This window comes from Burkholderia alba (genome assembly GCF_034721475.1).
In the GTDB taxonomy this organism is placed as follows: Bacteria; Pseudomonadota; Gammaproteobacteria; order Burkholderiales; family Burkholderiaceae; genus Burkholderia; species Burkholderia alba.
In genome coordinates, this window is record NZ_JAWJWL010000017.1 from 96,852 (window position 1) to 118,818 (window position 21,967).

The 21,967-nt window shown below is 66.3% G+C and carries 21 protein-coding genes and 1 pseudogene; 11 read left to right on the top strand and 11 right to left on the bottom strand.

All coding sequences use genetic code 11. The features are described 5' to 3' along the window. Positions 1-18: 18 nt before the first annotated feature. The 4 genes from aroE to mpl all read right to left on the bottom strand — a co-directional run bounded on the left by aroE (position 19) and on the right by mpl (position 5,030). The gene (gene aroE / locus RZR99_RS20000) at positions 19-879 is read right to left on the bottom strand and encodes a shikimate dehydrogenase (protein ID WP_323121509.1); all 861 of its coding nucleotides are present in this window, start codon (positions 877-879) and stop codon (positions 19-21) included. Then, positions 876-2,963, bottom strand: a complete 2,088-nt coding sequence (locus RZR99_RS20005; protein WP_323121510.1) for a ribonuclease catalytic domain-containing protein — start codon at positions 2,961-2,963, stop codon at positions 876-878. Before RZR99_RS20005 ends, aroE begins: the two co-directional genes overlap by 4 nt. 106 nt (positions 2,964-3,069) lie before the next feature. After that, positions 3,070-3,639 carry a YqiA/YcfP family alpha/beta fold hydrolase gene (locus RZR99_RS20010; protein WP_323121511.1) on the bottom strand — a complete coding sequence of 190 codons (570 nt, stop codon included), beginning with the start codon at positions 3,637-3,639 and terminating at the stop codon, positions 3,070-3,072. Next, complete coding sequence (gene mpl / locus RZR99_RS20015; RefSeq protein WP_323121512.1) at positions 3,636-5,030, bottom strand: UDP-N-acetylmuramate:L-alanyl-gamma-D-glutamyl-meso-diaminopimelate ligase; 1,395 nt, start codon at positions 5,028-5,030, stop codon at positions 3,636-3,638. The genes RZR99_RS20010 and mpl overlap by 4 nt, the downstream gene beginning before the upstream one ends. Positions 5,031-5,224: 194 nt before the next feature. Here mpl and RZR99_RS20020 point away from each other — a divergent pair, with 194 nt between their 5' ends. The 11 genes and pseudogenes from RZR99_RS20020 (at position 5,225) to RZR99_RS20070 (ending at position 13,814) form a co-directional block, all read left to right on the top strand. Beyond that, positions 5,225-5,869 (top strand): UDP-N-acetylmuramate--alanine ligase, encoded by a 645-nt coding sequence (locus tag RZR99_RS20020; RefSeq protein WP_323121513.1) that lies wholly within the window; start codon positions 5,225-5,227, stop codon positions 5,867-5,869. Between the two features lie 9 nt (positions 5,870-5,878). Further along, complete coding sequence (locus RZR99_RS20025; protein WP_323121514.1) at positions 5,879-6,427, top strand: TlpA family protein disulfide reductase; 549 nt, start codon at positions 5,879-5,881, stop codon at positions 6,425-6,427. 194 nt (positions 6,428-6,621) lie between these two features. Beyond that, positions 6,622-7,074, top strand: coding sequence for a type II 3-dehydroquinate dehydratase (gene aroQ, locus RZR99_RS20030; protein ID WP_323121515.1), 453 nt, complete (start codon positions 6,622-6,624; stop codon positions 7,072-7,074). 66 nt (positions 7,075-7,140) lie between these two features. Further along, entirely contained in the window at positions 7,141-7,620 is a 480-nt protein-coding gene (accB, locus tag RZR99_RS20035; protein WP_323121516.1) for an acetyl-CoA carboxylase biotin carboxyl carrier protein, read from the top strand. Positions 7,621-7,709: 89 nt separating this feature from the next. Continuing rightward, positions 7,710-9,077: an acetyl-CoA carboxylase biotin carboxylase subunit gene (gene accC / locus RZR99_RS20040; RefSeq protein WP_323121517.1), complete on the top strand. Its 1,368-nt coding sequence runs from the start codon at positions 7,710-7,712 to the stop codon at positions 9,075-9,077. A 2-nt stretch (positions 9,078-9,079) separates the two neighbouring features. Beyond that, a complete protein-coding gene (prmA, locus tag RZR99_RS20045; protein ID WP_323121518.1) occupies positions 9,080-9,982 on the top strand; it encodes a 50S ribosomal protein L11 methyltransferase in 903 nt (300 codons plus the stop codon). 48 nt (positions 9,983-10,030) lie between these two features. Beyond that, positions 10,031-10,135, top strand: a pseudogene (locus RZR99_RS33350) (MJ0042-type zinc finger domain-containing protein); the annotation flags it as partial. Between the two features lie 345 nt (positions 10,136-10,480). After that, a complete protein-coding gene (locus RZR99_RS20055) occupies positions 10,481-11,692 on the top strand; it encodes a DUF3426 domain-containing protein (RefSeq protein WP_323121573.1) in 1,212 nt (403 codons plus the stop codon). A gap of 83 nt (positions 11,693-11,775) precedes the next feature. Continuing rightward, a complete protein-coding gene (gene tpx, locus RZR99_RS20060; RefSeq protein ID WP_323121519.1) occupies positions 11,776-12,279 on the top strand; it encodes a thiol peroxidase in 504 nt (167 codons plus the stop codon). Positions 12,280-12,379: 100 nt separating this feature from the next. Continuing rightward, the gene (locus RZR99_RS20065) at positions 12,380-13,318 is read left to right on the top strand and encodes a carbohydrate kinase family protein (protein WP_323121520.1); all 939 of its coding nucleotides are present in this window, start codon (positions 12,380-12,382) and stop codon (positions 13,316-13,318) included. Positions 13,319-13,340: 22 nt separating this feature from the next. Then, a complete protein-coding gene (locus RZR99_RS20070) occupies positions 13,341-13,814 on the top strand; it encodes an outer membrane lipoprotein (protein WP_323121521.1) in 474 nt (157 codons plus the stop codon). A 207-nt stretch (positions 13,815-14,021) separates the two neighbouring features. Here the strand turns inward: RZR99_RS20070 and RZR99_RS20075 are convergent, their stop codons facing one another. The 7 genes from RZR99_RS20075 to RZR99_RS20105 form a co-directional block, all read right to left on the bottom strand. Next, positions 14,022-14,657, bottom strand: coding sequence for a histone H1-like DNA-binding protein (locus RZR99_RS20075; RefSeq protein WP_323121574.1), 636 nt, complete (start codon positions 14,655-14,657; stop codon positions 14,022-14,024). A gap of 28 nt (positions 14,658-14,685) precedes the next feature. Continuing rightward, on the bottom strand, positions 14,686-15,012 hold the full coding sequence (locus RZR99_RS20080; protein ID WP_323121522.1) for a hypothetical protein: 327 nt from the start codon (positions 15,010-15,012) through the stop codon (positions 14,686-14,688). 81 nt (positions 15,013-15,093) lie between these two features. Then, positions 15,094-16,329, bottom strand: coding sequence for a ribonucleotide-diphosphate reductase subunit beta (locus RZR99_RS20085; RefSeq protein ID WP_323121523.1), 1,236 nt, complete (start codon positions 16,327-16,329; stop codon positions 15,094-15,096). Positions 16,330-16,696: 367 nt separating this feature from the next. Further along, positions 16,697-19,678 carry a ribonucleoside-diphosphate reductase subunit alpha gene (locus RZR99_RS20090; RefSeq protein WP_323121524.1) on the bottom strand — a complete coding sequence of 994 codons (2,982 nt, stop codon included), beginning with the start codon at positions 19,676-19,678 and terminating at the stop codon, positions 16,697-16,699. 448 nt (positions 19,679-20,126) lie between these two features. Further along, positions 20,127-20,717, bottom strand: coding sequence for a 1,6-anhydro-N-acetylmuramyl-L-alanine amidase AmpD (gene ampD / locus RZR99_RS20095; protein ID WP_323121525.1), 591 nt, complete (start codon positions 20,715-20,717; stop codon positions 20,127-20,129). Continuing rightward, positions 20,714-21,010: a PP0621 family protein gene (locus tag RZR99_RS20100; protein WP_323121526.1), complete on the bottom strand. Its 297-nt coding sequence runs from the start codon at positions 21,008-21,010 to the stop codon at positions 20,714-20,716. Before RZR99_RS20100 ends, ampD begins: the two co-directional genes overlap by 4 nt. A gap of 13 nt (positions 21,011-21,023) precedes the next feature. Continuing rightward, entirely contained in the window at positions 21,024-21,932 is a 909-nt protein-coding gene (locus RZR99_RS20105; RefSeq protein ID WP_323121527.1) for a cytochrome C assembly family protein, read from the bottom strand. Positions 21,933-21,967 lie beyond the last annotated feature (35 nt).

Here is a 21,967-nt window from a genome sequence, read left to right on the forward strand (position 1 = left end):
CTCGCCGCATCGCATCGCTCAGTGCGCGGCCAGCGCCGCGCGCAGCGCCGCCAGCACCGGGGCACCGTCGGGCCGCACGCCGCGCCAGACATGGAACGCTTCGGCCGCCTGCTCGACCAGCATGCCGAGGCCGTCGGCCGTGCGCGCGCCGAGCGCCGTCGCATGCCGCATGAACACGGTCGGCTGCGCGCCGTACATCATGTCGTAGGCGAGCGTCGCGGGGCCGAACGCCGCCGGATCGCAGTCGGGCAGCGACGCATCGAGGCTGCCGGCCGTCGCGTTGACGATCACGTCGTAGGCGTCGGACCCGACCCGCTGTGCGCCGCCGCCCGCCAGCACGCAACCCGCGTCATGCGCGGCCTGCGCGAACTGGCCGGCCAGCTCCTCGGCCTTGCCCGCCGTGCGATTGACGATGGTGAGCGCGAGCGGCGCGCATTCGAGCAGCGGCAGCACGGCACCGCGCGCCGCGCCCCCGGCGCCGAGCAGCAGGATGCGCGCGCCCGCGAGCCGTACGCCGAGATTCGTTTCGATGTCGCGCACCAGCCCGACGCCGTCGGTGTTGTCGCCGAAGATGCCCTGCGCATCGAAGCGCAGCGTATTGACCGCGCCCGCGGCCGCCGCGCGCGGCGACAGCGTATCGGCCAACGCATGCGCGTCGAGCTTGAACGGCACCGTGACGTTGAGTCCGCGCCCGCCCTCCGCGATGAATTCGCACACCGATGCGGCAAAGCCGTCGAGCGGCGCGAGACGATGCGCGTAGTCGAGCAGCTCGCCCGTCTGTTCGGCGAAGCGGCCATGAATGAACGGCGACTTGCTGTGGGCGATCGGGTTGCCGATCACCGCATAGCGGTCGCGCGCCGCCGGATTCGCCGCACTCATTCCGTGCGCCCCGGCTCGCCTGCCGGCGCGGCGCCGTCCGCTTCGCCGACGGGCGCATCGGTCGCGTCGCCTGCCTCGGCAAGCGCTTCCGCCTCGCTTTCGGCGGACGCGTCGGCGGCATCGAGCAGCGTTTCGTCGCCCGCTTCGTCCTCGTCGTCGGCCGCCTCGCCGCCCGACACGACGGGCGCATCGAGCACGTTCAGCAGCCGCACCGATGCTTCGACGGTCAGCTCGTCCACCGACATCACGTCGAGCAGCACGCGCGTCCCGCGCGCATGCACGCCGAGCCCCGGCACGTGCAGCAGCAGCGGCACGTCCTCGAGGCGCACCAGGTCGCCCTTCACGACGGTCGCGACCACCTGCTTCTTCCCTTCCTGCCGGATCCAGCGCAGACACCAGAAGTACTCCATCCGGCGCTGGTGATCGGCGTAGGCGGTGTAGGTGTCGTCGAAGCCCTGCACGACCGCGTACAGATCCGCGTCCTTCGGCTTGAACGGCGCCGCGAGCTTGGCGGTCACGCCGTGCTGCACGCACGCGAGCAGTTGCCACTGGTTGACGAGGTCGACATAGCGGCGCAGCGGCGACGTGCTCCACGCGTACTGGGCGACGCCCAGCCCTTCGTGCGGCGCGGCGCTGGTCTGCATGCGGGTGCGCTTCGGACCGCTCGGCACGCCGAACGCGCGCTGCGAACGGTAGATGCCCGGTACAGTGTGATCGTGCAGGAACCCGCCCCAGGTCGAATTCGCGAGAATCGCGAGTTCGGACACGATCAGGTCGAGCGGCGAGCCGCGGCGGCGCGGCGTGATCGTCACGTGCTCGCCTTCGACATAGAAATTGAAATCGGTGTTGCGCTGCACCTCGCGCTTCAGCCCGTAGCCCGCGCGCGCAACTTGGCGCTTCTCGAACAGCGCCTGCGCGAGCGGCCACAGTATCGCGATGTCGTCCTTGTGCGGATAGTCGCCGCTGCCCGCCGCGAGCGTCTCCTCGGTCACCAGCTCGTCGAGCGTGTTGTGCCGCAGGTTGCTCTTCACGAAGACGTATTCCGCGCGCGTCTCGTTCGCGACGATGTCCTGCGTCTCGCGGTTCACGATGATGTAGAGCGACAGCGCCGGGCGGTAGCCGCCTTCCTTCAGCGTGAAGACCTCGACGACGTCGTCCGGCAGCATCGTGATCTTGTCGCCCGGCATGTAGACGGTGGACAGCCGGGTGCGCGCGATCGCGTCGACCGCGTCGCCGCGCGCGATCCCGAGCGCCGGCGCCGCGATGTGCACGCCGATCCGCACCCGGCCGTCGGACAGATGCTGGACCGAGAACGCGTCGTCGATTTCGGTGGTCGTCACGTCGTCGATCGAGAAGGCCTCGACGTCCGCGCGCGGCAGGTCCTCGGGCAACTGGCCGACCGTCACCGCCGGAAAGCCCGTGCCGTGCGGGAAGAATTCCGCGAGGAAGCGGGCCTCGTGCAACGCGCGCGCCGACGGAATACCGCCGCAGTCGAGCATCAGCCGGGCGGGCGATACGCCGCGCGCGCCGGCCGCCGCTTCCAGCGCCTTGTATTCGATCGAATTCTTGTCGGGTTTCGTGAGCAGGGCCAGCGCCTTGCCGGCGAACGCGGCGGGCAGCGCGCCGGCCTTCAGTTCTTCCTCGTAACCCGCTTGCACCAGCGCCTGCTGGCGTTTGCGCTCGAGCCCGGCGAGCGCCATCTTGAGCTGCTCCTCCGGCGCGCGCTGATACTGGCCGCGGCCCTTGCGGCGGAAATAGACGGGCGCGCCGTGCAGGCGCAGCACGAGCGCCGCGCGCTCGACCGGGCCGTAGCTTTCGCCGTAATACTCGCCGGCGAGCGCCGCGTACGCGAACTCCTCGGCCGGCGCGCATTCCCACAGAAAATCCAGGTCGATCTGCTGCGCGGCCGCGTCGGCCTGCTGCATCAGTTCCCCGGCGGCGGGCTTCTCGAATTCGATCAGCACGTCCTTCGCGCGAACCTTCGCGCGCCGGCCGCCGGGCAATTCGACCTGGAAGGCGTCGCCCTGGCGCGACAGCACGCTGCCCGCCTTGAAACTACCCGATTCCTCGAAGAAAACGTTCACTCAGTACTCTCGTTCAGACTTCCGGGCACGGCGCCTCCAGCAAAGGATGCGCGCCGCGCCCCGTGGGGTGGTGTGTGCGGTTGGCCGGACCGCCGCCGGCCGACGCCTAGCGGGCGTCGCAAAACGCGATGACGTCGTCGATATAGTCGGCAAATTCGCTGATGCCGTGATCGCTGCCTTCGATCAGCCGGGTGCGTACACCGGGGTAATGCGCGAGCATGTCGCGGTAATCCAGCACTTCGTCGCCCGTCGCCGCGAACAGATAGTAGCGCTCGGGCCGCGTGACCGCCGCGACGCGCAACGCGTTCAGTTCGTCGAGATGATGCCGTTCGACGACGATGCTGCCGCCGCCGTGCCACAACGGCTGTTCGCCGAGATGCTGTTCCAGATCCCGCTGCGGCTCGGTGGCGGGATTCAGCAGGACCGCGCGCCAGCCGTGCCGCTCCGCGAGCCAGGTCGCGTAGTAGCCGCCGAGCGAGCTGCCGATCACGGTCACGTCGCCGGGCGCCGCGCCGGCCACCTCCGCCTCGGCCGCCGCGACCGCCTCGAGCGGCGCCATCGACAGCATCGGACAACGCCATTCGTCGGAGCGGCCGAGCGCGGCGAGCCGCGCGGCCAGCGCCTGCGACTTGGCCGATTGCGGCGACGAACGGAACCCGTGCAGATACAGGATCACGCACCGCTCCGGCCGGCCGACAGCGCGTCGAGCAGCTTCTGGTGCACGCCGCCGAACCCGCCGTTGCTCATCACGAGCACGTGGTCGCCCGGCCGCGCGGCCGCCGTCACGGCTTTCACCAGCGCCTGCAGATCGTCGAACGCCCGCGCCTTCCCGCCCAGCGGCGCGAGCGCATCCGGCAGGCTCCAGCCCAGCACGTCGCGGCCTCCCGGCGCGCCGTAGCCGAACACGAGGTCGGCGTCGGCGAGACTCGCCGGCAGTTGCGCCTTCATCACGCCGAGCTTCATCGTGTTCGAGCGCGGCTCGAGAACGGCGAGAATCCGGGTGTTTTCACGGCCGATGCGAGCGCGAAGCCCGTCGATCGTCATTTCGATCGCGGTCGGATGATGGGCGAAGTCGTCATAGACGGTGACCCCGTCCACGCTGCCGCGCACTTCCATCCGGCGCTTCACGTTGCGGAATGTGCTCAGCGATTGCGCCGCCTGCGCGGGCGGCACGCCGACGTGCCGGGCCGCGGCGATCGCGGCCAACGCGTTCAGGCGGTTGTGCTCGCCCTGCACGGCCCAGTCGACCGCGCCGACCCGTTCGCTGCGGGCATACACCGCGAACCGCTCGTCGACCGGTACGCCGTCCTCGGCGGGCAGCGCCTGCCAGCCGCCGTCGACGCCGAAGCGCTCGACCTCGCTCCAGCAGCCGCGCGCGAGCACCCGTTCGAGCGCATCCTCGCGGCCGTTGGTGACGAGCCGGCCCACGCCGGGCACGGTACGGACCAGATGGTGAAATTGCGTCTCGATCGCGGCGAGATCCGGGAAGATATCAGCGTGATCGAATTCCAGGTTGTTCAGGATGACGGTGCGCGGACGGTAGTGCACGAACTTCGAGCGCTTGTCGAAGAACGCCGTATCGTATTCGTCCGCTTCGATCACGAAGAAGCTCGAATCGGTCAGCCGGGCGGAGATGCCGAAGTTCAGCGGCACGCCACCGATCAGGAAGCCGGGATTCAGGCCGGCGTCTTCGAGCAGCCACGCCAGCATCGAACTGGTCGTCGTCTTGCCGTGCGTCCCCGCGACCGCGAGCACCCACTTACCGGCCAGCACGTGCTCGCCGAGCCATTGCGGTCCGGATACGTACGGCAGCCCGCGGTCGAGGATCGCTTCCATCAGCGGGTTGCCGCGCGACACCACGTTGCCGATCACGAACAGATCCGGCTTCAGGTCGACCTGCTCGGCGCCGTACCCTTCGATCAACTGGATGCCCTGTGCTTCCAGCTGCGTGCTCATGGGCGGGTAGACGCCCGCATCGCAACCCGTCACGGTGTGGCCTGCTTCGCGCGCGAGTACGGCGAGACCGCCCATGAAGGTGCCGCAGATGCCAAGAATGTGGATATGCATAAAACTGTCGCGCCGCATCGGCGTAGAGTCGAATCCGTAAGTCGGCTGCGGTGCGCGCCGCCCGCCGCACCCCGTGCGCGAGCGGCGGGAAAACCGCCGCGTGAAGGCCGCTATTGTAACTGACGGCCCCGCCGCCACCGACGGAGGCCTTGGCCGCCGGCCGGCGCGTGCCGATCTAGTATGATTGCCGGATCATGTCTCGCAAATCCTTACTCGACCCGCGCCGCGTGCGCGAGGAAATCGCGCTGGCGGCCGCCCGCCTGATCGCCGAAGACGGGCTCGACTACGCCGGAGCGAAGCGCAAGGCGGCACGCCAGCTGCTCGGCGACACGCGTATTGCCGGAGAATGGCTGCCGGATAACGACCAGATCGAAGCCGAACTGCACGAATACCTCGCGCTGTTCCAGGGGGAAACGCAGCCCGCCGAGCTGCTGAGGCTGCGCGAAGCCGCGCTCGACTGGATGATCCGACTCGCGGCTTTCGATCCCTACGTGACGGGCGCGGTGCTGAACGGCACGGCGAATGCCCACTCGGACATCCACCTGCAGACGTTCTCCGACAGCCAGAAGGACGTCGCGATCTATCTGCTGAACCAGAACATCCAGTACGACGTATCCGAAACCCGCCATTTCGCGGGGCGCGGCGACGTCGAGACCCTGAGCTTCCTGTGGCGCGGCCAGCGCGGCGCGGAACCGGTCGGCGTGCACGTCGCACTGTATACAAGCACCGACCTGCGCGGCGCGGTTCGCGCCGACGCGCGCGGGCGCCTTGCCCGAGCCGATGCGAATGCGTTGCGCGCGCTGATCGCCGCCTCAGGCCCCTCTTCTTCCCCGGTTTGATCGATCATCATGAACAGCAAACGGATTCTCGTAGGCGCCGCGGTCTCGGCCATCGCCGTCATCGGCGGCTTTGCCGCCGGCCACTGGGTACGCGGCGGCCCGCTCGAAAACACGGCGCAAGCCGCGCCGGCGCAAGGCACCGCGGTCGGCCAGCTATGGGCCGCGTCGCTCACCGACGCCGACGGCAAACCGCAGACGCTCGCCGCCTTCAAAGGCCAGAAAGTGGTCGTGAATTTCTGGGCGTCGTGGTGCGGCCCGTGCGTCGAGGAAATGCCCGAGCTCGTCAGGTTGTCGCATGAATACTCGAAGAAAGGCGTGCGTTTCGTCGGGATCGGCGTCGATTCCGAGAAAAACGTGAAAGCGTTCCTGCAAAAGGTGAAGGTCGACTATCCGATCTTCGTCAGTGGCTATGCGGGCGCCGACCTCGCCCGTGCGTTCGGCAACACGGCCGGCGCCCTGCCGTTTACCGTCGTCATCGACCAGAACGGCAAGGTTCGCGAGACAAAATTGGGGCAAATTCATCCGGACGAGCTGAAACGCACGCTCGACGCGCTGTAACCCGCACGAAGCGACACCGGCAAATTACGAGCAGAATCCACGGGATTGACACCAAAATCGGCGCAGTTGGCAGATTCTTCGTCAGCCAATCCGTAAAAATTGCCGGCGCCGTTCAATCTGTCGTTCGGCAAAACTAGACAAATTTCTCTAATCAGCGCTAAAGTTCGCGCAATTCCGCAGAAAAAGAAGCGACCATGACACGATTGCTGGTGCTGCACGGCCCGAACCTCAACCTTCTCGGCACCCGGGAACCGGAGGTGTACGGCCGCGTGACGCTGGCGCAAATCGATCAGGCGCTTGCCGAGCGGGCGCGGGAGGCGGGCGCCGAGCTGGCGTCGTTCCAGAGCAACCATGAAGGCGCGCTTGTCGACCGCATTCAGGCTGCCCGGGACGAGCAGACCGACTTCATCCTGATCAATCCGGCTGCGTACACGCATACGAGCGTCGCGATCCGCGATGCGCTCGCGGGCATCGGCGTGCCGTTCGTGGAGATACACCTGTCGAACGTGCACCGCCGCGAGACGTTCAGACACCACTCCTACTTTTCCGATCTCGCCGACGGCGTCATCTGCGGCTTCGGCTGGAAGGGTTATCTGTACGCACTCGATTACGCGCTCGACACGCTGCAAGGCACGTCGCGCGGCTGATTTTTCAAGAACTCGATTCAACGCCGGTTCAAACCGGCGTTTCACGTATTGAAAGGGGAATTCCCGATGGATCTTCGCAAGCTGAAAACTCTGATCGACCTCGTCTCCGAATCCGGCATCTCCGAGCTGGAAGTCACGGAAGGCGAAGGCAAGGTGCGCATCGTCAAGAACGCGCCGCCGGTCTATGTCCAGCAACCGACCGGCTACGCCCCGCAAGTCAGCGCGCCCGCGCCCGCCGCGGCGGCAGCGCCCGAAGGCGGTGCCGCGCCGGCTGCGGCCGGCGCCGCCGCACCGGCTGCCAGCGTGCCGCAAGGTCATGTCGTGAAGTCCCCGATGGTCGGCACGTTCTACCGCTCGCCGTCGCCGGGCGCCGATCCGTTCGTCCAGGTGGGCGATACGGTGAAGGAAGGCCAGACGCTGTGCATCATCGAAGCGATGAAACTGCTGAACGAAATCGAATCGGACAAGTCCGGCGTCATCAAGGAAATCCTCTCCGACAACGGCCAGGCCGTCGAATACGGCCAGCCGCTCTTCGTCATCGGCTGACCAGCCGCCGCGCAGGCGCCGTCGCGCCGCGCGACACCGATCCTCTTAAGGCGCGCCGCGCGCGCCCACTGAAGAGACGAATACTCGCTATGTTTGAAAAAATCCTCATTGCCAATCGCGGCGAAATCGCGTTGCGCATCCAGCGCGCGTGCCGCGAGCTGGGTGTCAAGACGGTGGTGGTGTACTCGGAAGCCGACAAGGAAGCCAAGTACGTGCGCCTCGCCGACGAGGCGGTCTGCATCGGACCCGCGCCGTCGAACCTCAGCTACCTGAACATGCCCGCGCTGATCAGCGCGGCGGAAGTCACCGACGCCGAAGCGATCCACCCCGGCTACGGATTCCTGTCCGAGAACGCCGACTTCGCGGAGCGCGTCGAGCAGTCGGGCTTCACGTTCATCGGCCCGCGCCCCGACACCATCCGGATGATGGGCGACAAGGTCACGGCGAAGCAGACCATGATCAAGACCGGCGTGCCCTGCGTGCCGGGTTCGGACGGCGCGTTGCCGGACGATCCGAAGGAGATCGTGAAAATTGCCCGCTCGGTCGGCTACCCCGTCATCATCAAGGCGGCGGGCGGCGGCGGCGGGCGCGGCATGCGAGTGGTCCATACCGAAGCGGCGCTGGTCAACGCGGTCAACATGACGCGAGAAGAAGCCGGCCGCGCGTTCGGCAATCCGCAGGTCTACATGGAGAAATTCCTCGAGAACCCGCGCCACATCGAAATCCAGGTGCTCGCCGATTCGCACAAGAACGCCGTCTGGCTCGGCGAGCGCGACTGCTCGATGCAGCGCCGCCACCAGAAGGTGATCGAGGAAGCGCCGGCGCCCGGTATCGCACGCCGCCTGCTCGACCGGATCGGCGACCGCTGCGCGGACGCCTGCAAGAAGATGGGCTATCTCGGCGCCGGGACGTTCGAATTCCTGTACGAGAACAACGAGTTCTACTTCATCGAGATGAACACGCGGGTGCAGGTCGAGCACCCGGTGACAGAGTTCATCACGGGCGTCGACATCGTGCAGGAGCAGATCCGTATCGCCGCCGGCGAGAAGCTCGGCTTCCGCCAGCGCGATATCCAGTTCCGCGGCCATGCGATCGAATGCCGGATCAATGCCGAGGATCCGTTCAAGTTCACGCCGTCGCCGGGCCGGATCACGTCGTGGCACACGCCGGGCGGCCCCGGTATCCGCGTCGATTCGCATGCGTACAACGGCTATTTCGTGCCGCCTAACTACGATTCGATGATCGGCAAGCTGATCGCCTACGGCGCGACCCGCGAGCAGGCGATTCGCCGGATGCGCATCGCGCTGTCGGAAATGGTGGTCGAAGGCATTCAGACCAACATCCCGCTGCACCGCGAGCTGATGCTCGACTCGAAGTTCGTCGAAGGCGGCACCAGCATCCACTATCTCGAAAACCGGCTCGCGGCGAAGCAGCAGGTCGCACCGGAAGAAGCGTAAGCATGAGCTATCGGGAACTCGTCGTCGAACTCGCGCGCGAACATGCGGAAGCGCTGTCCGACGCGCTGATCGAGCTGGGCGCGCTGTCGGTATCCGTCGAGGATGCCGATGCGGACACGCCGGACGAGCAGCCGCTCTTCGGCGAACCCGGCCTCACGCCGGAGCGCACCGCGTGGCAGCGCTCGCGCGTGGTCGCGCTGCTCGACGCGCAGCACGAGCCGGCGGTACTGCTCGCCGCCGCCGTCAACGAACTGGGCCTGGCCGACGCGCCCGCCTTCACCGTGCGCGAGGTCGAGGAACAGGACTGGGTGCGGCTCACCCAATCGCAATTCGAGCCGATCCACATCGGCGAGAAGATCTGGGTCGTGCCGTCGTGGCATGACGCGCCGGACCCCGACGCGCTCGTGCTCGAACTCGATCCGGGCCTCGCGTTCGGCACCGGCAGCCACCCGACCACCCGGCTGTGCATGGAATGGCTCGAGCAATCGGTCCGGCCCGGTCAGTCGGTACTCGATTACGGCTGCGGCTCCGGCATCCTGGCGATCCTCGCGAAGAAATGCGGCGCGCAGCCGGTGCTCGGCATCGACATCGACCCGCAAGCGGTCGAATCGGCGCGCCAGAACAGCACGCGCAACCACGCCGACGTTACCTACGGCCTGCCGGACGACTGTCCGGACGGCGAATTCGACATCGTCGTCGCCAACATCCTGTCGAACCCGCTCAAGCTGATGGCGTCGATGCTCGCGTCGAAGGTGAAGCCGGGCGGACGCATCGCGCTGTCGGGCGTGCTGGCGCGACAGGCGGATGAAGTCGCGAGCGTTTACGCCCGCTACATCGACATCGCCGTATGGCGCGAGTACGAAGGTTGGGTATGCCTTGCCGGAACCCGGCGGGAAAGCCATTAGAATAGGCGCTTGTCTTTCACTCAGGCCCAGCTGGCCGCCCGGCTACCCATGCTCCTAGCGACGCGCTGTCCTCATTGTGAAACCGTTTTCCGCCTGCAGCAGAACCACCTGACGCTGCACGGCGGACTCGTCCGTTGCGGACATTGCCAGCAAGTGTTCGATGCGGCGAGTTCGCTGGTCGACGCCGAATCGCACGCCTCACCGGCGGCCGTTTCGCAGGCGGCGAGCGAAACGCCGCAGCAACCGTTCGTATCCGATGTGGCGCGTGCGCCGGGCGGAGTCGAACCCGGGCCCGCGACTGCGGGCACCGCGGCACCCCGGCCGAATACCGGATCGCCGGGCCACCCTGCCGTGCTCGACGCCTCGCCCTCATCGGCCGAAACCGAAGGCGGACGCTCGCCCGCGGCAGCCGCACACCAGTCGAGCGCCGACTTACCACGCCAGCAAGCGTCGTCCGACGCGGCATTCGCACCGGTTGAGACTGGAGCCGGCGTCGCGATGGCGGAAGCGGCTCGTTCCGCCAACGACGCGACACCCCGCGAGCAAACCCGCGACGCACTGCCGTCACCGCTCGAAGCCGGATTCGCGCACGCCCCGACGAACGCCGCGAGCGACCGGCCGGCACACTTCCCGCCGCTCGGCGCGCCCCATTCGCAGGCCGGCTCCGAACCCGCGCAGGAATCCGTCGCACCCTTGGCGGGCGAGCCAATGCAGCGCATCTTTACCGCGTCCTCGCCCACGCCCTCGCTACCCGACCACCGCGATTTCACGCCCGGCGCCTGGGACATGTGGGCGCCCTGGCTCGACGGCGGCGTCGACCCGAACCTTCAGCACAGCGGCGCGAACGTGAGCGCGGAGCCGCTCGTTCCGGTTGCGCTGCCCGAACCGGGCGCCACGCCGGCAAGCGAAGCCGGCGTCGCCCGGTTCACCGGCATACCGAGCCCGTTTCCCGCCCCCGAATCCGCCCCCGAATCCGCCGCCGAGCATGCGAGCGATGCGCCGGAAGCTGCCCCGCGGCAGCCGACCGCGTCGGATGATGCAGCCGAGCCGACACTGTCCGGCGCCGTCTCGCCTCTCGATCCGGTGACCCGCCGCGACCCCGACCCCGGTCATCGCGAACCGCATTTCAGCTCGGCAGCCGCCGCTGCCGAACCCTTCGCCGCCGCGCCCGAGAGCGACCATCGCGAGCACTTCGCGGTGACCCGCGAAACGCGCACGCCCGCGCGCGGAGGAGGTTTCCTGCGCGCGTTCGGCTGGCTCGTCGCGATCGGGCTGGTGCTGCTGCTCGTGCTGCAGCTCGCCTGGTGGCAACGTGAAAAGCTGATGCTCTACTGGCCGCAGAGCCAGCATCTGTTCAGCAGTGCGTGCGTATCGCTGGGCTGCACCGTCCTGCCGCCGCGCGCGATCGACGGGCTGCGGCTCGACGCGTCCGATCTGCGCCAGTTGGACGGCCCGCGCGTGCTGGAACTGAAAGTGCCGCTCACCAATCGCTACCCGGTCGCGCTCGCCTACCCGTCGATCGAACTCACGCTGCTCGACGAAGCGAACAACGTCGCCGTGCGCCGCGTGCTGGCCCCGCGCGACTACGTCCGCCCGGGCACGCCGGTCGATGCCGGGATGCCCGCCGGCGCAACCCAGACGATGGTCGTCCGGATCGACACGGGCGGTGCCTCCGCATCGAATTTCCGCGTCCAGATCTTCTATCCGTAATGCAGTAACGCCCCGCGGCGCGCGCCGATGCGCGTCCGCCCCAACCCCTGCGTCTCGACGACGCACAATTTCGGAGCACGAACATGAGCAAAGTTACGCTGGGTGGCAACCCGATCGAAATCGCCGGCACGTTCCCGACCGTCGGCTCGCAAGCCGCCGATTTCAAGCTGGTCGGCAAAGATCTCGGCGATCTGTCGCTCGCCAGCTTCGCCGGCAAGCGCAAGGTGCTGAACATCGTCCCGAGCCTCGACACGCCGACCTGCGCGACGTCGACTCGCAAGTTCAACGAAGCCGCGAGCAAGCTGGCGAACACGGTGGTGGTCGTGGTGTCCGCCGACCTGCCGTTCGCGGCCAGCCGCTTCTGCACGACGGAAGGCCTCGACAACGTCGTGACCGCCTCGACCTTCCGGGGCGGCCGCGCATTTGCGGACGCGTACGGCGTCGACGTGACGAGCGGCCCGCTCAACGGCCTGACCGCGCGCGCCGTGGTCGTGATCGACGAAAACAACGAGGTGACGCATACCGAACTCGTCGGCGAAATCAAGGACGAGCCGAACTACGACGCTGCCCTCGCCGCGCTCAACTAAACGCCGTTCCGAATCCATGCCCCGCGCCGCGCCTCTATCCGCGCGGCGCGTGCGCATCAGGGCCAGATAAAAACCAACCACTTCTACAGGAATGCTCACCTTGGCTACGCTGATTTGCGGTTCGATCGCCTACGACAACATCATGACCTTCGAGGGGCGCTTTCGGGAGCACATCCTGCCCGACCAGGTGCACATGATCAATCTCAGCTTCCTCGTGCCGACGATCCGGCGCGAATTCGGCGGCTGCGCGGGCAACATCGGCTATGCGCTCCACCTGCTCGGCGGCGACGCGCGCATCATGGGCGCGCTGGGCGCGATCGACGCGCAGCTCTACGTCGATCGTCTCAAGCAGCTCGGCCTGTCGACCGAGCATGTGCGGGTGCTGCCCGACATGTACTCCGCGCAGGCGATGATCACGACCGACCTCGACAACAACCAGATCACCGCCTTCCACCCCGGCGCGATGATGCAGGCGCACGTGAACCACGCAGGTCGGGCGCCCGGCATCAAGCTCGCGATCGTCGGCCCGGACGGCTACCAGGGCATGGTGCAGCATACCGAGGAGCTGGCAGAGGCGGGCGTACCGTTCATTTTCGATCCGGGCCAGGGTTTGCCGCTGTTCGACGGTGCTACATTGCGCCGCAGCATTGAACTTGCGACGTATGTCGCTGTCAACGATTACGAAGCCAAGCTGGTGAGCGACAAAACGGGCTGGTCCGAAGACGAAATCGCCAGCCGGGTTCAGGCACTCATCATCACGCGCGGCGAACACGGTGCGACCATCCGCCTCAAGGGCGGCGACGAACAGATTCCGGTGGTTCCCGCCGAGCGCATCGTCGATCCGACCGGATGCGGAGACGCATTCCGCGGCGGTCTGCTGTACGGCATCGAAAACGCGCTGGATTGGGCAACCACCGGCCGCCTCGCAAGCCTGATGGGTTCCCTCAAGATCGCACAGCAGGGCCCGCAAACCTACACGCCCACCCGGGCGGAAATCGACGCGCGCTTCGAAGCCGCGTTCGGCTACAGTCTTAAATGAATCAAGTTGGAGAGAACGACACATGTTGACCAAGAAAACCCTCACGCTCGCAGCCATGCTGACCGCTTCGGTGACGCTGGCCGGCTGCTTCACGCCGCCGGGGTCGGCTGATGTCTATAGCGTCGGCCAGGCACAACGCGAACAGACCGTGCGCCTCGGCACGGTGGAAAGCGTCCGCGCGGTGAAGATCCAGAGCGACGGCGGCGGCAGCGCGATCGGCACGCTCGGCGGCGGCGCACTCGGCGCGGTCGCGGGCAGCGCGATCGGCGGCGGCAAGGGTTCGATCCTCACCGCCATCGCGGGCGGTCTCGCCGGCGCGGTCGCGGGCAATGCGATCGGCCAGGGCATGAGCTCGGCCAACGGTGTCGAAATCACGGTGCGCCTCGATAACGGCGATCTGCGCTCGATCACGCAAGCGGCAACGGCCGAACTGTTTCGCGCGGGCGATCGCGTGCGGCTCCTGTCGAGCGGCGGTGTGACCCGCGTCACGCACTAACCCGTCTTACCTCAGCACGCGGCGCAAGCCGCGATCCGACGCATGCGCCCTTTCGCGCATGCGTTTTTTTATGCGCGGCGTATCGGCTGCACGAGACTCGCGGCCGTAAAAAAATCCCGCCACGAAACCCAGTGGCGGGATCTCGATTGAGTAGCCTTACTCAATCCACGGACACGGCGAAGGTGTCCGATTGCCTACATGCAGCGCTTACGGGCGGCTGCCGGTCGGGAACGGCCATGCCGCTGCCGGGTTGAGCGCGGTCTTCACGCCCGATGCCGGAGCAACCGATGCCGTCGACGCCGTCGTTGCCGGCGCAGCCTTCTTCACCACCGCCTTCTTCGGCGCAGCAGCCTTCTTCGCGGGAGCGGCCTTCTTCGCAGCGGGGGCAGCCTTCTTCGCAGGGGCAGCTTTCTTCGCGGCGGCCTTCTTCGCAGCAGGCTTCTTGGCAGCAGGCTTCTTCGCAGCCGGCTTCTTGGCGGCAACCTTCTTGGCAGCGGCCTTCTTCGCCGGCGCCTTCTTGGCTGCAACCTTCTTCGCGGCAACCTTCTTCACCGCGACTTTCTTCGCTGCGGCCTTCTTCGCCGGCGCCTTCTTGGCGGCAACCTTCTTCACCGCCGCCTTCTTGGCCGGCGCTGCCTTCTTCGCAGCAACCTTCTTCACCGCAACCTTCTTGGCGGCAACCTTCTTCACTGCCGCCTTCTTGGCCGGCGCTGCCTTCTTCGCAGCAACCTTCTTCACCGCAACCTTCTTCACTGCGGCTTTCTTCGCCGGCGCGGCTTTCTTGGCGACGGGCTTCTTAGCCGCTGCCTTCTTAGCAGCCGGTTTTTTCTTGGCAAGTGCCATCATGTTCTCCTTCAGGTTCAGATGAGAGTCAGTTCAAACTACACCCTTCGTCAAAACCCGCTTCCCGCGGACGTTTATCAGGACGTGCGCTTCGAAGCGGGCTATTCATCGGCGTACGCAGGTGACGCGCGCTTACGCTAATGAATGCGGTATGGCGCGCGGTGCTCCATGGCACCGCGCGCCAAATCAAGTCGGCAGCCGGCGCGCCCTGCGCCACTGCCTGTGAATGCTTGATAAAGCCGGGGGCCACGCGGCCGCCGGCTTTTTCCGGAGGGAAGTTTGCCCATCCCACTGAAGGGTTCGCAAAGTGCCTATCATGTTTGTGGGCCGTTAAGGCACCGGGCATGCTTTGCATCAGGCGTTCTTGCTCCTAAACCTTGCGCCGGGCGGTTCGCCCGGCCTATCCATCGTCATTTCTCGACTGCGCAACCGGGGGTTATTCCCAGGACAGTGCGCCGCCCGTCTGATACTCGATCACACGCGTCTCGAAGAAGTTGCGTTCCTTCTTCAAGTCGATCATCTCGCTCATCCACGGGAACGGGTTTTCCTCGTTCGGGTACAGCGGATCGAGACCGATCTGCTGGCAACGGCGGTTGCAGATGAAGCGCAGGTAGCTCTTGAACATCGACGCATTCAGGCCCAGCACGCCGCGCGGCATCGTGTCTTCCGCGTAGCGGTACTCGAGATCGACCGCTTCCTTGAACAGTTCGCGGATCTCGGCCCGGAACTCGGCCGTCCACAGGTGCGGGTTTTCCAGCTTGATCTGGTTGATCAGGTCGATGCCGAAGTTGCAGTGCATCGACTCGTCGCGCAGGATGTACTGGTACTGCTCCGCGGCGCCCGTCATCTTGTTCTGGCGGCCGAGCGCGAGAATCTGCGTGAAGCCGACATAGAAGAACAGGCCTTCCATGATGCAGGCGAATACGATCAGCGACTTCAGCAGCTTCTGGTCGGCGTCGAGCGTGCCCGTCACGAATGCCGGGTCGGTCAGCGTATGGATGAACGGAATCAGGAACTCGTCCTTCGCGCGGATCGAATGCACTTCGTGATACGCGTTGAAGATCTCGCCTTCGTCGAGGCCGAGCGATTCGACAATATATTGGTACGCGTGCGTGTGGATCGCCTCTTCGAACGCCTGGCGCAGCAGGAACTGCCGGCACTCGGGCGCCGTGATGTGGCGGTAGGTGCCCAGCACGATGTTGTTCGCGGCGAGCGAATCGGCCGTCACGAAGAAGCCGAGGTTACGCTTGACGATCCGGCGTTCGTCCTCGGTGAGGCCGTTCGGATCCTTCCACAGCGCGATGTCGCGGGACATGTTGATTTCCTGCGGCATCCAGTGGTTCGCACAGCCCGCCAGGTACTTTTCCCACGCCCACTTGTATTTGAACGGCACCAGCTGATTGACGTCAGTCTGGCCGTTGATGATGCGCTTGTCGGCGACATTGACCCGCGCTTCCGTACCGGCGGCGGGGGCGGCTGCCGAAGCAGCGGCGGACGCATAAGGTGCTACCGCGAGATCGCCTTCGAAGATATCGCGCACCGACGGAGCCTGATGAGCCGCAGGCATCGCGGCCTGCGTTCCGACAGCCATTCCTGCGGAGGTGCGCATCGCATTCTGCTGTGCGCCGGTCGCGGGAGTTACGGCAGTCTTCTCGTCATCCCAATTGAGCATAAATTCTCACCATCAATTTAGAACGGTTTGTACCATCTTTTTCTGAGCGATAAAAGGGTTCGCTCACGAAAAATCCTTTTTTCGATTCGCGTTGCGACCTCGATACAACACTTTCGGCAACGCATCGACATTCGTGAAGCGCGCAATGTGTGCCGCGCGTGTATCGCGAGGTGCGCTCGACGCATCGAACGCGGATCGAAACGCGACATCGTCGGGGCCGTTTCGATCGCTCTGCCTGTGGTCTGCGACGCGCTGTCCGCGTTACAGAATCCTTATTATTTTTTTAGTAGAGAGCGGCGCACACTTCAACCTCTATCGGTTGCCGTCGCGCGCCGCTCGCCGGTTCGAGCGCGTCAGACGCGCCGCGTTACTGGCACGCTTCGCACTCGTCGAAGCCCGGATCGCCCGGACGCATCGTGCACACCGGACCGTCCGCCTCGAGCGGTGCCGCGTTCAGCGCGCCCGACGACACATCGCCGCCCGCCGCACCGAAGCCGCCCGCCGCGCCTTGCGCGCCGCCTGCCGCACCGCCGCCGCCCACACCGCCGCCCGTCGGCACCGCGTTCAGCGCGCCGTGCGCCACCGTCGATTTCTCGACGTGGGTCGCCGCCATCGTGCGGAGGTAGTAGGTGGTCTTCAGGCCGCGCAGCCACGCGAGCTTGTAGACCTCGTCGAGCTTCTTGCCCGATGCGCCGCCCATATAGATATTGAGCGACTGGGCCTGGTCGATCCACTTCTGGCGACGCGATGCCGCCTCGACCAGCCAGGTCGGATCGACTTCGAACGCGGTCGCGTAGATCGCGCGCAGGTCGGCCGGGATGCGGTCGATGCGCGACAGCATGCCGTCGAAGTACTTCAGGTCGGCAACCATCACCTCGTCCCACAGGCCGCGATCCTTCAGGTCGCGAACCAGATACTCGTTTACCACTGTGAACTCGCCCGACAGGTTCGACTTCACATAGAGGTTCTGGAAGGTCGGCTCGATGCACGCGGACACGCCGATGATGTTCGAGATCGTCGCCGTCGGCGCGATCGCGACGCAGTTCGAATTGCGCATTCCGTGCGTATCGATCCGGGCGCGCAGCGCCGGCCAGTCGAGCGTCGCGCTCGTATTCACTTCGACATAGCCGCCGCGCGCCTCTTCGAGGAGCTTCAGCGTGTCCTGCGGAAGGATGCCGCGGTCCCACAGCGAGCCGCGGTAGCTCGAGTAGCGGCCGCGCTCCTCCGCGAGTTCAGTCGACGCGTAATAAGCGTGGTAGCACACCGCTTCCATCGAGCGGTCGGCGAACTCGACCGCCGCTTCCGACGCGTAAGGCGTGCGCAGCAGGTGCAGACAGTCCTGGAAGCCCATGATGCCGAGGCCCACCGGACGGTGCTTCAGGTTCGAATTGCGCGCCTTCGCGACCGCGTAGTAATTGATGTCGATCACGTTGTCGAGCATCCGCATCGCCACGCTGACGGTGCGCTTCAGCTTCTCCTGGTCGAGCGCGAAGCTGCCGTCCGCCTGCTTGGTCAGGTGGGCGACCAGGTTCACCGAACCGAGGTTGCACACCGCGATTTCGCTGTCGCTCGTATTCAGCGTGATTTCCGTGCACAGGTTCGACGAATGGACGACACCGACGTGCTGTTGCGGCGAGCGCACATTGCACGGATCCTTGAACGTGATCCACGGGTGGCCGGTTTCGAACAGCATGCCGAGCATCTTGCGCCACAGCTGCGGCGCCGGAATCTTCTTGAACAGCTTCAGTTCGCCGCGCGCGACCTTGTCCTCGTACGCGGTGTAGGCCGCCTCGAAGTCGGCGCCGAACTTGTCGTGCAGGTCGGGGCAGGTGGACGGCGAGAACAGCGTCCAGTCGGCGCCTTCCATCACGCGCTTCATGAACAGGTCGGGAATCCAGTTCGCCGTGTTCATGTCGTGGGTACGGCGGCGGTCGTCGCCGGTGTTCTTGCGCAGCTCCAGGAATTCTTCGATATCCAGGTGCCAGCTTTCCAGGTACGCGCACACCGCGCCCTTGCGCTTGCCGCCTTGGTTCACCGCCACTGCGGTGTCGTTGACGACCTTCAGGAACGGCACCACGCCCTGCGACTTGCCGTTCGTACCCTTGATATGCGAGCCGAGCGCGCGCACACGGGTCCAGTCGTTACCGAGGCCGCCCGCGAACTTCGACAGCAGCGCGTTTTCCTTGAGCGCTTCATAGATGCCGTCGAGGTCGTCCGCGACCGTCGTCAGGTAGCACGACGACAGCTGCGAGCGGCGCGTGCCCGAGTTGAACAGGGTCGGCGTGGAGCTCATGAAGTCGAAGCTCGACAGCACGTTGTAGAACTCGATCGCCCGGGTTTCGCGGTCGATCTCGTTCAGCGCCAGGCCCATCGCGACGCGCATGAAGAACGCCTGCGGCATTTCGATGCGGGCATTCTCGATGTGCAGGAAGTAGCGGTCGTACAGGGTTTGCAGGCCGAGGTAGCCGAACTGGAAGTCGCGGCCGGCGTCGAGCGCGGCGCCCAGGCGCTTCAGGTCGAACTGCAGCAGCTTCTCGTCCAGCAGCTCGGCTTCGACGCCGCGCTTCAGGAATTGCGGGAAGTATTCGACGTAGCGCTCCTGCATCTCCGCCTGCGTGACTTCCTCGCCGAGGATCTCGCGGCGGATCGTGTGCATCAGGATGCGAGCCGTGACCTGGCTGTACGCCGGGTCCTTCTCGATCATCGTGCGGGCAGCCAGGATCGCCGAATCGTAAACCTGGGTGATGGGCACGCCGTCGTACAGGTTCTTCACCGTTTCGGCGACGATCGGATCCGCGCTTACCGCCGAGCCGAGACCTTCGCAGGCCGACACGATCAACCCGCGCAGCGCATTCAGGTCGAGCGGGCGGATGACGCCGTTGTCCGTCACGTTGATGCCGCTCGCGGCTTCCGCGGGCGCGTCGGCCTCGTGGCTGCGCTCGAGGTGGCGCTTCTCGCGGTACAGCACGTACGCGCGGGCGACATTGTGTTCGCCGCCGCGCATCAGCGCGAGTTCGACCTGATCCTGAATGTCTTCAATATGGAACGTGCCGCCGTTCGGGCGGCTGCGCACCAGCGCGCGCACGACGCTCTGCGTGAGCTGCTCGACCAGTTCGCGCACCCGCGCCGATGCCGCGCCTTGCCCGCCGTTGACGGCCAGGAATGCCTTGGTCACCGCAATCGCGATCTTCGACGGTTCGAACGACACCACGCTGCCGTTCCGGCGGATCACCTTGTAGTCGGCGAACGTTGCCTGCGGCGCAAGGCCTTGCGCGCCTTGTGCGGTCCCGCCGAGAGGGCGGCCGGATGCGCTCTCGAATTGGGACGTCGCGTTGTCGGTGGTTTGCATGTGCAAAGCTCCTGGTGTTGGATGATGCGGAGAGAACCGCGGATTAAGACGATTGCTGCGCGACAAGGCGCGCGAGCGGCAAGACGCGAGAAATACGGCGAGGGGACCGGCTGGGCCGATGTGCTACAGATTCGACAATGACCTTCATCGCGCCCCCTGCTGCTCTTTCTGCGCTGATTGCAGCACCCCGGACCGCCCGGCCGAATGCGCCGCATTGAGGAATTTTCCGTTCCGGCGAAGCCTGCCGGACGCTGTGCGGAAGCGGAAAATGCTTCCCGCGCTGCACACTATATCTAGTGCAAAACTGCTCAACTGGCACCAAGTATAGTGGAGCTTCGGATCATTTCAAAAGGAAATATTTGAGCGCGGACTATTGACATCGCACGCACGCAGACGCGACAAGGCGAGCATCGGAGAAAAATTTTTCGCGCATCGGCGCGGCGCGCGCTCAGTGCTTCCGGTACGGAAAGTATCGCGCCGAAAAGCCCGCATCGTCTGCGAAGCGTTGCCAATCGAAGTGGGGGCCCGGATCGGTCTTGCGACCCGGCGCGATGTCGGCGTGGCCGGCGAACGCGTCGATCGGATAGTGCGCCGCCAGCGCTCGCGCGAGCGCGGCGAGCGTCTCGTATTGCGGCGCTTCGAACGCGATATCGTCGGCGCCTTCGAGTTCGACGCCGATCGAGAAATCGTTGCAGCGTGCGCGGCCGAAGAAATCCGACGTGCCCGCGTGCCATGCACGCTCGTCGCACGAGACGAACTGCAGCAGCGTGCCGTCGCGGCGGATCAGGAAGTGCGAGGAAACCCTCACCCCGCGTAGATGCGCCCGGTAATAAGGATGCGCGTCGCAATCGAGCCGATTCTGGAACAGCTCGATGATTGCATCGCCGTTGAACTCGCCCGGCGGCAGGCTGATGTTGTGCACGACCACGAGCGTCGGCACCGCGCCCGCGGGCCGCGCCTCGAAGTTCGGCGACGGCAGGCGATGCGCGCCGCGCACCCAGCCGTCCGCATCGACGCTGAAGTGCGTCGCCGCGTTCATTGCGCGTCGCGGCCGCCGGCGCGCGCCGCATGACGCGCGGCGTGTTCCGCACTGCAATAGAACTGGCCGCCGGCCGCCACCGCTTCGCCCTTCGGCGCATGCACGCCGCATTCGGCGCAGCGGACCATCGGCTCGGCGAGCGCACCGCCGTGGCCGGCCGCACCGGCCGGCGGCTGGCCGGCGCCGGGGAACGGGCCGCCGCCGCGCTCGGCACGCGCCTGAGCGCGACGGATCTTGCGCGCCAGCCAGGTGCTCGCGAAGAACAGGAAAATCAGAAGGAGAATTTGTCGCATTGCAATCAGACGTTCAGACCACGGAACGGTGCAGCAGCACCTCGAACACAAACCGGCTGCCGACATACGCGAGCAGCAGCGCGGCGAACGACGCCAGCACCCAGCGCGCCGCGCCGCGGCCGCGCCAGCCGGACAGCCGGCGCGCCACCAGCAACCCGCCGAACATCAGCCACGACAGGATCGCGAACACGGTCTTGTGATCGAGCTTGAGCGCGCGCGCGTCGAGCTGCTCGCTGAACAGGATGCCGGACGCGAGCGTCAGCGTCAGCAGCACGAAACCCGCGACGATCAGCCGGAACAGCAGCTTCTCGAGCGTCAGCAGCGGCGGCAGCGTCTCGAGCCAGCGGGCGATCCAGCCGGACCCGTCGCGCAGGACATCGTGCCGCGGCGCATGCAGCCGGCGCTCGACCATCAGCATCAGCACCGCGTGCAGCGCGGCGATCGCGAACAAGCCGTACGCGATGTTCGCGATCAGAAAGTGCGCCTTGAAGAGCGGCGCGGCGGCATAGGGCAGCACGCGCACCCCGCCGAACAGGAGCGGCAGCAGCGACGCGACGCCCGCGAGCGGCATCACCAGCAGCCGCAGCCCGTCGAGCGGGAAGAAGAAGCTCTCGATCCAGTAGATACCCGCGCCGAGCCAGAACATCGCCGACAACGCGAACGCAAAACCGAACACCATCGCGTCGTGCGGGAAGATCGTCATGTGCAGCAGCAGGCCGTGCGCGAACAGCGCGGCGAACAGCAGCGCGCGGCCGGCGCCGCTCATGCCCGACGCGGCCGACACCCGGGCCGCCGGCTGCGGGCCGGCCGGCACGCTCGCGACGAGCGGCTGCGCGCCGCCGCCGAGGCGGTGCGCCCGCCAGCCGGCCACGGCGAGGCCGGCATACAGGAACGCAGTGAGGGCATACAGTACAATATCCATGTTCGAAGTTTACACTAGGCCCCCTACCCGCGACG

Bases quoted from the DNA above. Each gene is read 5' to 3' on its own strand.
- aroE (WP_323121509.1), bottom strand. From the start codon at position 879: ATGAGTGCGGCGAATCCGGCGGCGCGCGACCGCTATGCGGTGATCGGC.
- mpl (WP_323121512.1), bottom strand. From the start codon at position 5,030: ATGCATATCCACATTCTTGGCATCTGCGGCACCTTCATGGGCGGTCTC.
- RZR99_RS20020 (WP_323121513.1), top strand. From the start codon at position 5,225: ATGTCTCGCAAATCCTTACTCGACCCGCGCCGCGTGCGCGAGGAAATC.
- RZR99_RS20025 (WP_323121514.1), top strand. From the start codon at position 5,879: ATGAACAGCAAACGGATTCTCGTAGGCGCCGCGGTCTCGGCCATCGCC.
- aroQ (WP_323121515.1), top strand. From the start codon at position 6,622: ATGACACGATTGCTGGTGCTGCACGGCCCGAACCTCAACCTTCTCGGC.
- accB (WP_323121516.1), top strand. From the start codon at position 7,141: ATGGATCTTCGCAAGCTGAAAACTCTGATCGACCTCGTCTCCGAATCC.
- accC (WP_323121517.1), top strand. From the start codon at position 7,710: ATGTTTGAAAAAATCCTCATTGCCAATCGCGGCGAAATCGCGTTGCGC.
- prmA (WP_323121518.1), top strand. From the start codon at position 9,080: ATGAGCTATCGGGAACTCGTCGTCGAACTCGCGCGCGAACATGCGGAA.
- RZR99_RS20055 (WP_323121573.1), top strand. From the start codon at position 10,481: ATGGCGGAAGCGGCTCGTTCCGCCAACGACGCGACACCCCGCGAGCAA.
- tpx (WP_323121519.1), top strand. From the start codon at position 11,776: ATGAGCAAAGTTACGCTGGGTGGCAACCCGATCGAAATCGCCGGCACG.
- RZR99_RS20070 (WP_323121521.1), top strand. From the start codon at position 13,341: ATGTTGACCAAGAAAACCCTCACGCTCGCAGCCATGCTGACCGCTTCG.
- RZR99_RS20075 (WP_323121574.1), bottom strand. From the start codon at position 14,657: ATGGCACTTGCCAAGAAAAAACCGGCTGCTAAGAAGGCAGCGGCTAAG.
- RZR99_RS20080 (WP_323121522.1), bottom strand. From the start codon at position 15,012: ATGCAAAGCATGCCCGGTGCCTTAACGGCCCACAAACATGATAGGCAC.
- RZR99_RS20085 (WP_323121523.1), bottom strand. From the start codon at position 16,329: ATGCTCAATTGGGATGACGAGAAGACTGCCGTAACTCCCGCGACCGGC.
- RZR99_RS20090 (WP_323121524.1), bottom strand. From the start codon at position 19,678: ATGCAAACCACCGACAACGCGACGTCCCAATTCGAGAGCGCATCCGGC.
- ampD (WP_323121525.1), bottom strand. From the start codon at position 20,717: ATGAACGCGGCGACGCACTTCAGCGTCGATGCGGACGGCTGGGTGCGC.
- RZR99_RS20100 (WP_323121526.1), bottom strand. From the start codon at position 21,010: ATGCGACAAATTCTCCTTCTGATTTTCCTGTTCTTCGCGAGCACCTGG.
- RZR99_RS20105 (WP_323121527.1), bottom strand. From the start codon at position 21,932: ATGGATATTGTACTGTATGCCCTCACTGCGTTCCTGTATGCCGGCCTC.